The organism is Mesorhizobium sp. WSM4989 (assembly GCF_029625795.1).
Taxonomy (GTDB): domain Bacteria; phylum Pseudomonadota; class Alphaproteobacteria; order Rhizobiales; family Rhizobiaceae; genus Mesorhizobium.
On the sequence record NZ_JARTVN010000001.1, the window covers coordinates 1,983,344 to 1,995,502 of the forward strand.

Annotated in this window: 12 protein-coding genes; 8 read left to right on the plus strand and 4 right to left on the minus strand. The window is 63.3% G+C overall.

Going from position 1 to position 12,159, the window contains the following annotated elements; all coding sequences use genetic code 11:
• Positions 1 to 80 precede the first annotated feature (80 nt).
• The 3 genes from P9217_RS09530 to P9217_RS09540 are packed head-to-tail and all read left to right on the plus strand — an operon-like array spanning position 81 to position 2,744.
• Entirely contained in the window at positions 81 to 647 is a 567-nt protein-coding gene (locus P9217_RS09530; protein WP_278086136.1) for a sigma-70 family RNA polymerase sigma factor, read from the plus strand.
• The gene (locus P9217_RS09535; RefSeq protein ID WP_278086135.1) at positions 644 to 1,312 is read left to right on the plus strand and encodes an anti-sigma factor; all 669 of its coding nucleotides are present in this window, start codon (positions 644 to 646) and stop codon (positions 1,310 to 1,312) included. Before P9217_RS09530 ends, P9217_RS09535 begins: the two co-directional genes overlap by 4 nt.
• Positions 1,302 to 2,744 (plus strand): S8 family serine peptidase, encoded by a 1,443-nt coding sequence (locus P9217_RS09540; RefSeq protein WP_278086134.1) that lies wholly within the window; start codon positions 1,302 to 1,304, stop codon positions 2,742 to 2,744. Before P9217_RS09535 ends, P9217_RS09540 begins: the two co-directional genes overlap by 11 nt.
• A gap of 229 nt (positions 2,745 to 2,973) precedes the next feature.
• Here the strand turns inward: P9217_RS09540 and P9217_RS09545 are convergent, their stop codons facing one another.
• Positions 2,974 to 3,996 (minus strand): LacI family DNA-binding transcriptional regulator, encoded by a 1,023-nt coding sequence (locus tag P9217_RS09545; protein ID WP_278086133.1) that lies wholly within the window; start codon positions 3,994 to 3,996, stop codon positions 2,974 to 2,976.
• Between the two features lie 361 nt (positions 3,997 to 4,357).
• Between P9217_RS09545 and P9217_RS09550 the strand changes: the two genes are divergently transcribed.
• The 5 genes from P9217_RS09550 (at position 4,358) to ugpC (ending at position 10,872) form a co-directional block, all read left to right on the plus strand.
• Entirely contained in the window at positions 4,358 to 5,713 is a 1,356-nt protein-coding gene (locus P9217_RS09550; RefSeq protein ID WP_278086132.1) for an ABC transporter substrate-binding protein, read from the plus strand.
• Between the two features lie 175 nt (positions 5,714 to 5,888).
• Positions 5,889 to 6,902 carry a sugar ABC transporter permease gene (locus tag P9217_RS09555; RefSeq protein ID WP_066996012.1) on the plus strand — a complete coding sequence of 338 codons (1,014 nt, stop codon included), beginning with the start codon at positions 5,889 to 5,891 and terminating at the stop codon, positions 6,900 to 6,902.
• 1 nt (position 6,903) lies between these two features.
• Positions 6,904 to 8,058, plus strand: coding sequence for a carbohydrate ABC transporter permease (locus P9217_RS09560; protein WP_066996015.1), 1,155 nt, complete (start codon positions 6,904 to 6,906; stop codon positions 8,056 to 8,058).
• 4 nt (positions 8,059 to 8,062) lie between these two features.
• Positions 8,063 to 9,727: an alpha-glucosidase gene (locus P9217_RS09565; RefSeq protein ID WP_278086131.1), complete on the plus strand. Its 1,665-nt coding sequence runs from the start codon at positions 8,063 to 8,065 to the stop codon at positions 9,725 to 9,727.
• Between the two features lie 32 nt (positions 9,728 to 9,759).
• Positions 9,760 to 10,872, plus strand: coding sequence for a sn-glycerol-3-phosphate ABC transporter ATP-binding protein UgpC (gene ugpC / locus P9217_RS09570; RefSeq protein WP_066996021.1), 1,113 nt, complete (start codon positions 9,760 to 9,762; stop codon positions 10,870 to 10,872).
• 104 nt (positions 10,873 to 10,976) lie between these two features.
• Here the strand turns inward: ugpC and P9217_RS09575 are convergent, their stop codons facing one another.
• The 3 genes from P9217_RS09575 to P9217_RS09585 all read right to left on the minus strand — a co-directional run bounded on the left by P9217_RS09575 (position 10,977) and on the right by P9217_RS09585 (position 12,111).
• The gene (locus P9217_RS09575; RefSeq protein WP_066996024.1) at positions 10,977 to 11,207 is read right to left on the minus strand and encodes a DUF680 domain-containing protein; all 231 of its coding nucleotides are present in this window, start codon (positions 11,205 to 11,207) and stop codon (positions 10,977 to 10,979) included.
• 147 nt (positions 11,208 to 11,354) lie between these two features.
• Complete coding sequence (locus P9217_RS09580; protein ID WP_066996029.1) at positions 11,355 to 11,561, minus strand: DUF680 domain-containing protein; 207 nt, start codon at positions 11,559 to 11,561, stop codon at positions 11,355 to 11,357.
• A gap of 316 nt (positions 11,562 to 11,877) precedes the next feature.
• A complete protein-coding gene (locus tag P9217_RS09585) occupies positions 11,878 to 12,111 on the minus strand; it encodes a hypothetical protein (protein ID WP_278086130.1) in 234 nt (77 codons plus the stop codon).
• Positions 12,112 to 12,159: the final 48 nt, after the last annotated feature.

Sequence of the window (12,159 nt, forward strand, 5' to 3'; positions counted from 1 at the left end):
CGAAAATTCCCTGGCGGAGGATGAACCTTTTTGGACCGACCAGCGACAGAGCCACGAGGAGCCAGGCGGCTCGACCGGCCATGAACGCGGCGACCGAAACCGATCGCGCGCTTGTAGACCGGGTCGCGAAGGGCGACCGGGCGGCCGTGCGGCTCCTGTTCATGCGTCACCACGCGCGGATCTACCGTTTCGTGGCGCGCCAGACGGGATCGGACATGATGGCCGACGATATCACCAACGAGGTCTTTCTCGAGCTGTGGCGCCAAGCGCCGAGCTTCGAAGGCCGCTCCGAAGTCTCGACCTGGCTGCTCGGCATCGCCCGCTTCAAGGCACTGTCCTTGCTGCGCAAGAAGAAGGAAGACTGGATCGACGACGATGACGCGGCGCAGGTTCCCGACAGCGCCGACACGCCGGAAGTGGTCACCATGAAGGAAGACAAGGCCGCCGCCTTGCGCCGCTTTGTCGATGCCTTGCCGGAGGAACACCGCACGGTGATCGACCTTGCCTATTACCATGGCCAGTCGGTGACCGAGATCGGCGAGGTGCTCAACATCCCGGTTGCCACTGTCAAGACCAGGATGTTCTACGCCCGCAAGAAACTCGGCGAGGCCTTCAAGGCGGCCGGTTACGACAGGGGGTGGCCATGAGCGCCGCTGAAAAGATGTCGCGCCGCGACGAGATGGAGACGTTGCTGCCGTTTTACCTCAACGGTTCGCTGGAAGGCGCAGAACTCGAAGCCGTCGAGGAATGGCTGGCCTCCGATCCTGCGGCGATTGCCGCGCTCGGCGAGGCGGAAGCCGAATTCTCCGGCACCGCCGCCGCCAACGAGGCGATCCGACCGCCGGCCGACGCGCTCTCCCGCTTTGCAAGGGCGCTCGACGCCGAGGCCGGTCCGGCGCGCACGCCCCCCGGCCAGTCATGGCTGGCGAAGGTCTTCGGCCGGGTCACGGCAATCCCGTCGGGTGTCGCTTGGGCGGCGGCCGCGGCGCTGCTTGCACTGGTCGTCGCGCAGTCTTTCGAGCGGCCGGGCGGCAAGCGCAACGACTTTGAAATCGCCGGCGCTCAGGATGATCTAGCAAACCTGCCCTTCGCCCTGGTCAAGTTCAAGCCGGATGCCAGGATGTCGGATATCGCCGCCTTCCTTGGGCAGAACGGGCTGAAGATCGCCGGCGGGCCGACCGCCGACGATGTGTTTCACGTGACAATCCCGGCCAGCACGGCGGCCGACTACGACAAGCTCGTCGGCCTTATTGCCGCCCAGCCTTTCGCGGAAGCTGTGGTGCAGGGAAGGAAACCGGTCGATGGCGGCTAAGGCGGTCGTTCTTCATGCGGCAATCCTCGCGGCGACATTTGTAGGCGCTCCCGCCGTGGCGCAGACCAACGATCCGAACCTCTCGCAAAAGCAGATCGACTGCCTCAACCGCACGACGGCGGCCGGCGCTGACTGCGACGAGGACGGCGTCAGGAATGGCGGCGGGAAATCCGGCGCGGGCAATGCCGCCGTTGGCGCCGTGTTCCTGCCGGCGCTGATCGTCGACCTGTTCCCGAATCCGCCGGCACGGCCGACGCCTGCGCCAACGCAGCCGGCGCCTCCAAAGAGTCCAACAAGCACAGCGGCGCCCGCTCCGCCGCCAAGCGGCCCCATCACATCGCCTACCGGGCTCAATGTCGTCGCGCCGCCGCGTGCGGTCAGTGGCGAGTTCGTGCCCGACGAGGTGCTGGTGACGGTCGCCGGCGATGCCGGCGCGGTGCAGCAGATCGCCACCACCTTCGGCCTTCAGGTGCGCTCGCAGCGCCAGTCGCGGCTGCTCGGCACAACGCTGGTGCGCTACGGCATTCCGGACGGACGGCCGGTCGGCGTCGTGCTGGCGCAGCTTGCCGCCGACGGGCGCACGCAGCGGCGTGAGCCCAACCACATCTATTCGCTGCAGCAGGCAGCCGGCATCGTGAACTATGCCTTCGAGCGCATCGCGCTCGATTCGAAACAGGCGAGCGGCGAGAACGTGCGCGTCGCCGTCATCGACACCGGCATCGACGATACCAACCCAGCGCTAAAAGGCGTGATCGCCGACCAGTTCGACGCCATGCCGAACGTGCCGATCAAGAAGCGCGACCATGGCACCTCCGTCGACGGGCTGATCGCCGGCGTCGGCGCGCTGGAAGGCATCGCGCCGGGCGCCAAGATCTATCACGCACGAGCCTTCGAAGGCGGCAAGTCGAGTATGGACGTCATCCTGTCGGCGCTCGACTGGGCGGCGGAACAGGACGTGCGCATCATCAATATGAGCTTCGTCGGGCCGAAGAACGACCTGCTCGGCACGGCTTGCCGCAATGCGCGCGCGCTCGGCATGGTGCTGGTCGCAGCGGCCGGCAACAACGGGCCGAAGGCGCCTTACGGCTATCCGGCAGCCTTCGACGGCGTCATCGCGGTCACCGCGACCGACGCCAAGGACGGGCTGATGCCGCAAGCCAATCGCGGCGCCTATGTCTTCCTCTCGGCGCCGGGCGTTGAGATGGTTGCGCCGAGCGGCACCGGCTCGGACGTGGTGACCGGCACCTCCTTCGCCGCCGCGATCGTCTCAGGCGCGATCGCCAACCTGATCCATGCCGCGCCCGACCGCTCGGCCGATGAGATCGAGAAGGCGCTGGCGGCCACGGCCAAGGATCTCGGCCCGAAGGGGCGGGACAATGACTTCGGCTATGGGCTGTTGGATATAAAAGCAGCTGGGGCTGCGAAGAAATAGGCTCCCGAAAATCTGTGGCGCCGGCGGGACAGCACCCCCCTCTGGCCTGCCGGCCATCTCCCCCGCAAGGGGGGAGATCAGCAGTTTCAGCGCCGACCCCGCTCCTCAAAGTCGAGTATTGGCGAATACGGCTGCGACGTCCAATCTCCCCCCTTGCGGGGGAGATGTCCGGCAGGACAGAGGGGGGTGCGACGGAACTCAACGCGTCTCGTCTGTCGGAACACGATACCTACACCGGCGCGCCGGCCACCGACCCCCGCACCACCAGATCGACCGGCCAGACCTCGCCGCGCGCGCCCTCTTCCAGCCCTGATATGCGCGCCGCCAACCGCTCGGCAACACGCGCGCCGGCAAGGCGGATCGAGCAGCGCGTGGTCGACAGCGGCACCGGGAAATTCTCCGGCCGCAGCCAGGGAAAGACGTCGTCATGGGCGACCAGCGACAGATCGCCCGGAATGGTCAGGCCGAGATCGCGCACGGCGCGGACAACGCCGAGCGCCATGATGAGACTGGAGCAGACGATCGCCGTCGGGGCTCCGCTTTCTTCGAGCAGGCGGCGGGCGGCGCGATAGCCATTTTCCTCGGTCATGGTCGTGGAACAGATGTGGCGCTCGCCCAGTGTCAGTCCGCTGGCGGCAAGCGCCCGGCGCACGCCGCGCTCGCGATGGATGGCGAAGGTCTCGCGGTCATCGCCGTTGATCAGCGCCAGCCGCTTGTGGCCGAGCTGGACGAGAAGCCTGGCCGCTTCGTGGAAGGCGCCCTCGTTGTCGATATCGAGATAGGGATAGTCGAACTCAAAGCCCTCGCTGCGGCCATGGACGATGAAGGGGATGCCCAGCGTGTTGACCAGCGCCAGCCGCCGGTCGGCCGGGCGTGGCGAGGAAATGTAGACGGCGTCGACCTGCCGGTTGGCGACGATGCGCCGATAGGTCGTCTCCTGGTCGTCGGCGTCGGCCGGCGAGAGCACCAGATCGAGCTCGTGCGAGCGGGCATAGTCGCCGAGACCAGAAAGAAACTCGACGAAATGCGGATCGATGTCGACGGCGTTGCCGGTCGGCAGCACATAGCCGATCATTCCCGATTTGCCGGTGGCCAGCCGCCGCGCGCTGGGGTTCGGCCGGTAGCCGTGGCGCTTAGCGGCATCCATCACGCGACGCCGCGTCTCCTCGCTGACCTCCGGGTAGCCGTTCAGCGCCCGGCTTACCGTGGTTTGCGAAAGCGACAGCATGTGCGAGAGTTGCTTGAGGTTCATCGAGGCCTCCAGCCTCAAAGCGCTTTCAATTTGAATCGATCCGAGGATCGCTGGCACCGTCGTCGGAACGTCATGACCTTAGGGGCCGCCACAGGCAGTTTGAAGCCGAAATTGCTGCTGCAGCGCCAAAAAAGCTTGCTGCATTGCACTTTTTCCTTCACTCGCAAGCGGGTTTAAATCGATTAGCACGGCCGACCTCTTGACTTCCGCATGATTCAATGGCGAGATCAGATTTAGCCAAAGCGCTTTGGAAGACTCTTCGAAAGGTTGCGGTTGCCTTCTCGCTGAGTCACAGTTCCGTGGGCGTCGGCGGACGAGATGGAGGTTTCGTCCGAACTGTCTCAACACTGGGAGGACTGCCATGAAGAAAATGCTTCTCTTGGGTGCTGCGTTCGCTGCGCTCACCCTTGGCCTGCCGGCACATGCCGAACTGAAATTCAAGCCGGGCGAGGATTCGAAGTTTCATTGGGCGAATTACGACGATCTCAAGAAGGTCGACCTCAAGGGCGAAACGCTGACCATCTTCGGTCCGTGGCGCGGCGAGGACGAGACGCTCGTGCGTTCGGTGCTCGACTATTTCTCCGAGGCGACGGGAGCAGAGGTCAAATACTCCTCGTCCGAGAATTATGAGCAGCAGATCGTCATCGACACACAGGCCGGCAGCCCGCCCAACATCGCCATCCTGCCACAGCCGGGACTGATCCAGGATCTCGCTTCCAAGGGTGTGCTGACCCCGCTGGGCGACGACGTCGCCGCCTGGATCAAGGAAAATTATGCCGCCGGCGACTCCTGGGCCAAGCTCGGCACTTATACGGGCAAGGACGGCAAGCCGGGCTTCTATGCCTTTCCATACAAGATCGACGTGAAAGGTCTGGTCTGGTACTCGCCAGATAATTTCGAGGAGGCCGGCTACAAAGTTCCGAAGACCCAGGAGGAACTGGCCGATCTCGAAAAGAAGATCATTGCCGACGGCGGCAAGCCCTGGTGCATTGGGCTGGGTTCGGGCGGCGCCACCGGCTGGCCGGCGACCGACTGGGTCGAGGACATCATGCTGCGCACCCAGCCGCCGGAAGTCTACGACAAATGGGTGAAGAACGAGATTCCCTTCACCGATCCGGCCGTGGTCAACGCCCTCGACATCTTCGGCAAGATCGCAACCGACGACAAGATGGTCGACGGCGGTGCCAAGGCAGTCGCGGCAACCGACTTCCGCGACAGCCCAAAGGGCCTCTTTACGGTGCCGCCGAAGTGCTACATGCACCATCAGGCATCGTTCATTCCTTCCTTCTTCCCGGAGAATGTGAAGCTCGGCCAGGATGCGGACTTCTTCCCGTACCCGCCCTACGCCTCGAAGCCGGAACTGGGCACGCCGCTGGAAGTGGCCGGAACGCTGGTGATGATCACCAAGGATTCCAGGGCTTCGCGTGAGTTCATCAAGTTCCTCGAGATGCCGCTCGCGCATGAATTGTGGATGGCGCAGAAGAGCTTCGTCACGCCCTTCAAGGGAGCCAACAAGGACGCCTATGGCAGCGACGCGCTGAAGAAGCAGGGCGAGATCCTGGTCGGGGCCACCACGGTGCGTTTCGATGGCTCGGACCTGATGCCCGGCAAGGTCGGCGCAGGCTCCTTCTGGACCGGCATGATCGACCTGGTCGGCGGCAAGTCCGCCCAGGACGTCGCCGCCGATATCCAGAAGAGCTGGGATGCCATCAAGTAAGCAGAGAGGCCGCCGCGCGCGACCCGAGACTTTCCTCATCCTCCTACTGGATCCGGGCTACGGCCCGGGTCCGACCGGCAACGCACGCCGGAAGCCTTCGCGTTCCGAATAACTGAAAGTCGGCGCATGCGGCTGCCAGCCTTGGCCGGCCGGTCATGCCCAGGGAGAGGGACCCATGGCGGCTCAGATTTTCTCGGCCATATTCGTCATCATCATCGGCGTCGGCGGCTGTGTCGCGTATTTCTGGGGCGCCAACAAGCTGCTCGATCTCATCTTTCCGTCGCGCGGCGTCTCCGGCAGCGCCGCCGTCGACAATCTGCGCCGGCAAGGGCTGGTGCGGCCATGGCTGTTCGTCGGGCCGGCGATGATCATCCTGACCATCTATCTGATCTATCCGGTGATCGAGACGCTGCGGCTCTCTTTTCTCGACCGCGGCGGCGAGCACTTCGTCGGCCTCGCCAACTACCAATGGGCGTTCAGCGACCAGGATTTCCGCAACTCGATTTTCAACAACATCCTATGGCTGGCGGTGGTGCCGGCGGCCTGCACCTTCCTCGGCCTGATCATCGCCGTGCTCACCGACAAGATCTGGTGGGGGACGATCGCCAAGAGCCTGATCTTCCTGCCGCTGGCGATCTCTTTCGTCGGCGCCAGCGTGATCTGGAAATTCATCTACGAGTATCGCGGCGAGGGGCAGGTGCAGATCGGCCTGCTCAACGCCATCATCCAGTATTTCGGCGGCCAGCCGCAGGTCTGGATATCGCTGCCGTTCTGGAACAATTTCTTCCTGATGGTGATCCTGATCTGGATCCAGACAGGGTTCGCCATGGTGATCCTGTCGTCGGCCTTGCGCGGCATTCCGGAAGAGACGCTGGAGGCGGCCGTGATCGACGGCGCCAACCCGTTCCAGATCTTCTGGAAGATCATGGTGCCGCAGATCTGGGGGACGATCGCAGTTGTCTGGACCACCATCACCATCCTGGTGCTGAAAGTGTTCGACATCGTGCTGACCATGACCAACGGCCAATGGAACAGCCAGGTGCTCGCCAATCTGATGTTCGACTGGATGTTCCGCGGCGGCGGCGATTTCGGCCGCGGTGCCACGATCGCCATCATCATCATGATCGCGGTCATCCCGATCATGGTCTGGAACATTCGCCAGGCCAACAAAGAGACGGGAGGACACTGAGATGGCTGCGACCCGCGGAAAGTCCTTCGTCGGCCGATTCGGCGTTCATCTCGCCGTGCTGGTCTTCGTCGTCATCTGGACCATCCCGACACTCGGCATCCTCGTGTCGTCGCTGCGCGACAAGGACCAGATCATCGCGTCGGGTTGGTGGAACTCCTTCTCAAGCTCCAGCCAGACCGAGGCTGGGCGTCTGCCGGCTGCGTCCGCACAAACCCAGAAGGACGGCAAATACGTCATCGAAGGCAACGTCTTCGGCGACGGCGCCAAGCGTGCGATCAGCGCCTTCGGCACCAAGGCGGCGGCGCCGACACAATACAAGGCCGGCACGGCTGCCGATCTCGGCGATGGGGTGTCGCTGCAGGTCAACGCCGACGGCACCTTCGTGCTGTCTTCGCCGAAGGCCTTCGAAGGCGATCGCGGCCAGCGCGTCTACTATGCATCCTCGGCGCCGCCGAAATTCACCACGGAAAACTACGAGAACGTGCTTCTGTCGCAAGGCATCGGCCGCTCCTTCATGAACTCGCTGACCGTGACCATTCCGGCGACAGTGATCCCGATTCTGATCGCCGCCTTCGCCGCCTATGCGTTGGCCTGGATGCGCTTTCCCGGACGGGCGCTGCTGATTGCGGTGATCATCGGCCTGTTGGTGGTGCCGCTGCAGATGTCGCTGATCCCGCTGCTCAAGCTCTACAACGGCGTCGGGACCTTCTTCGGCGTGCCGTCGAAAACCTATCTCGGCATCTGGCTGGCGCATACCGGCTTCGGCCTGCCCTTCGCCATCTACCTGCTCAGAAGCTATATCGCCGGCCTGCCGCGCGAGATCATGGAATCGGCACGGATCGACGGCGCCAGCGATTTCGAGATCTTCGTCAAGATCGTGCTGCCGCTGTCCTTCCCGGTGCTTGCCTCCTTCGCCATCTTTCAATTCCTGTGGGTGTGGAACGATCTGTTGGTGGCGATGGTTTTCCTCGGCACGGCGCCCGACCAGATCGTGCTGACGGCGCAACTCAACGCGCTGCTCGGCTCGAGAGGCGGCAATTGGGAAATCCTCACGACATCGGCCTTCATCACCATCATCGTGCCGCTGATCGTGTTCTTCTCACTGCAGCGCTATTTCGTCCGCGGGCTGCTTGCCGGCTCGGTGAAAGGAGGTTGAGACAATGCAATCGGCTTTGAAGACGAGTTCGAGACCGGACCCCGCCGTAGACCGCGACTGGTGGCGGGGCGCGGTGATCTACCAGATCTATCCGCGCTCTTATCAGGACTCGAACGGCGACGGCATCGGCGACCTGCAAGGCATTGTCCGGCGGCTGCCCTACATCGCCTCGCTCGGCGTCGACGCCATCTGGATCTCGCCCTTCTTCAAATCGCCGATGAAGGATTTCGGCTACGACGTGTCGGACTATTGCGACGTCGATCCGATGTTCGGCACGCTGGCCGACTTCGACGCCCTGGTGGCGGAAGCCCATCGGCTGGGCCTCAAGGTGATGATCGACGAGGTGCTGTCGCACACCGCCGACATCCACCCCTGGTTCAAGGAAAGCCGCTCCAGCCGGACCAATCCGAAAGCCGACTGGTATGTGTGGGCGGACGCCAAGCCCGACGGCACGCCGCCCAACAATTGGCTGTCGATCTTCGGCGGCTCGGCCTGGCAATGGGATACAAGCCGCCAGCAATATTACATGCATAATTTCCTGGCCGAGCAGCCCGATCTCAACTTCCACAACGCCGAGGTTCAGGACGCGCTGCTCAACATCACCCGCTTCTGGCTGGAGCGCGGCGTCGACGGCTTTCGGCTCGACACCATCAATTTCTACTTCCACAGCCTGGGGCTGGAGGACAACCCGCCGCTGCCGCCGGAAGAGCGCAACGACCAGACGGCGCCGGCCGTGAATCCCTACAATTACCAGGACCATATCTACGACAAGAGCCGGCCGGAGAATCTCGGTTTCCTTGAACGCTTCCGCGCGCTGCTCGACGAATATCCGGCGCAGGCCGCCGTCGGCGAGGTCGGCGATTCGCAGCGCGGGCTGGAAGTGGTGGCCGCCTACACCGCCGACGGCAAGCGCGTTCACATGTGCTATTCCTTCGACTTCCTGGCACCGGAAAAGATCAGCGCCGCCAAGGTGCGGGCGGTGCTGGAGGCCTTCGGCCGGGTCGCCAGAGACGGCTGGTCCTGCTGGGCGTTCTCCAATCATGACGTGATGCGCGTGGCCTCGCGCTGGGCCGCCAACGAAGCCGATCCGAGCGCCTATCTCAAGGTGATCTCGGCGCTGTTGATGTCGCTGCGCGGCTCGGTCTGCATCTATCAGGGCGAAGAGCTCGGCCTCGGCGAGGCGGAACTGAAATTCGAGGACCTGCAAGACCCCTACGGCATCCGTTTCTGGCCGGAATTCAAGGGCCGCGACGGCTGCCGCACGCCGATGGTGTGGGATGCGGCGGCCAAGAATGGCGGCTTCTCGACCGCCAAGCCCTGGCTGCCGGTGCCGGGCAAGCATCTGGCGCAAGCCGTGAATGTGCAGCAGGGCGATCCGGGCTCGCTGCTCGAGCATTACCGGCGCTTTCTCGCCTTCCGGCGTCAGCATCCGGCGCTGGGCAAGGGCGAAATCGACTTTATCGAAAGCGATGGCGACACCGTCGCCTTCACGCGCCGCGAAGGCAACGAGCGCATCGCCTGCGTCTTCAACCTCGGCAGCAAGCCGGCCGAAGTTGATCTCGGCAAGGGCTCGCTGCAGCCCTTGCCGGGACACGGCTTTTCGGGACAAGGTGGCACCGGGCCCATCCGCCTTGGCGGCTATGGTGCCTGGTTCGGGCGGATCGACTGAGTTGAGAACAGACAATCACTGGAGAGGAAACCATGGCCGATGTCACGCTGAACCAGGTGAAGAAATCATACGGCAACCTCAACATTCTCCACGGCATCGACCTCGACATCAAATCGGGCGAGTTCATCGTGTTCGTCGGGCCGTCGGGCTGCGGCAAGTCGACCTTGCTGAGGTCGATTGCCGGTCTCGAGGAAATCACCTCCGGCGTGCTCCAGATCGACGGCGAAGTTGTGAACGACGTGCCGCCTTCGAAGCGGGGCATCGCCATGGTGTTCCAGTCCTATGCGCTCTATCCGCATATGACCGTTTACGACAACATGGCCTTCTCGATGAAGATCGGTAAGGAAAGCAAGGCCGAGATCGACAAGCGCGTGCGCCAGGCGGCCGAGATCCTGCAGCTCACCAAGTATCTCGACCGCCTGCCCAAGGCGATGTCGGGCGGCCAGCGCCAGCGCGTCGCCATCGGCCGTGCCATTGTGCGCAATCCGAAGGTGTTCCTCTTCGACGAGCCGCTGTCGAATCTCGATGCGGCACTGCGCGTCGCCACCCGCATCGAGATCGCCAAGCTGAAAGAATCGATGCCGAACACGACGATGATCTACGTCACGCACGACCAGGTCGAGGCGATGACGCTGGCGGACCGCATCGTGGTGCTGAAGGAAGGCGTCGTCGAGCAGGTCGGCACGCCGATGGAGCTCTACAAGCGGCCGGGCAATCTCTTCGTCGCGCAGTTCATCGGATCGCCGGCCATGAACATATTGCCGGCGAAGATCGAGAAGGCCGGCAATCCGACCGTGGTCAGCCATGTCGGCGACCGCAAGGCGACGGTGCCGATCACAACGCCCGCTTCGGCGAACGGCGCGGCGGTGAGCTTCGGCGTGCGGCCCGAGGATCTCGCGATCGCGACCGGGACGGATTACCTGTTCGAAGGCAAGGTCGATTATATCGAGCAGCTCGGCGAGGTTCAGCTCGTCTATGTCGACATCGGCCGCGCCGATCTGCCGCTGGTGGCCAAACTGCCGGGAAATGTCGAGGTCAAGCGCGGCGAGACGCTGCGGCTCAATGCCGGCGCCGGGGATCTGCACATCTTCGACGCGGAGGGGCATTCCTTCACGCTGCATCGCGATGAGGCGAAGGCGGCCTGACGCGCGGTGCTGCCGTTTCGGCCAAGAGGCGCGAGACGGTCCGGCTAAAGAAAGAGCGGCGAGGTTTGCCTTCGCCGCTCTTTTTCGTCAACTGCTTGCGGCTGTTAGCGGCCGAACAGATTGCGGTCGCTGCCCTGCGGGGCCGACTTGTGCACGTCATTCGACGAGTTCAGCAGCTTGTAGACCGGCGAGTCGGTGCCCACCGACGAAGTGCGGGTCGTGTCGACGGCAGGGGCCTGCTGGCTGGCGCCAGCCGAGCCGTAATTGTCGCTGCCTGCGAAAGCTGCGCCGGAGAGGGCCAGAACGGCCGTTGCGGCAAGAACGATCTTCTTCATTTCAATACTCCTGAATTCTTAACCTGATGTCGTTTCCAAAACTGGGGTACACTTTTGGGCGACATGCCTTGGGGACGCGGCGGGTGAACCCACCGCCTGTCTCCTGTCGGCCATGGCCCCTCATGGATCATGGCCAGGTTCGGCAGTTTAGTTGTTGCCGAAGAGGTTGTGGTCCGCGCCCTGGGTGACGGGCTTCTGAGCGGCCGCTTCCGACCTGTGGGTCGAGGCCGTGCGAGAAGTGTCGACCGCTGCGGCCGGCTGATTGGCGGCGTTGGAACCGTAGTTGTCGCTACCAGCGAAGGCGCTGCCGGAAATGGCCAGAAGGGCGGCGGCAGTGAGAACAATCTTTTTCATTTTTGGTACTCCAGTATGTTTTTTCGTCCGTCTAGCGGCGTGTCTTGGGAGTGAAAATCGCGTCGTTCGGACAGCCCCGATGTGGGTGAGCCGGCTGCCGGATTCCAATCACGAAGTTGTTTCGGCTGGCCCATGAATCCCATCTTGAAATTGTACCAATCGCCCGCACGATCGGTTTTTACACTGTTGAATCAGCTGGTTATCGCATTTCACCATTTGGCTCACCAAGTGTATACGCGCGCCGATGTTCACCCCGTCCTGCACGCACCGTCAACAGAAACGAACTGTTCAGTTCGATTTTAGAATCTCCTAATAGTCACTTTTCGATACCGCTTAACCATTTTGAACCTACCGGCTTGATTCGGGAGCGTTGCGCCCACGGGTCAAAGACGTCGGCAACTCTGGGCGCAGCCTCGTCTGAGCGTCCTTCTCTCCGATCTGGAAGGATCGCGCCGGCCGGGCGCCGAGCCTGCTCGCGCGTCAGCGTCAGCACCAGATCGAAGCCGTCGCGACGATCGTCGTCGCGGAAGTCGACCTCGTTTGCGGGCAACCGAAATCTTGTCGGCGGAGCCTGCCGAAGAGGCCGGCAGGCTCCTTG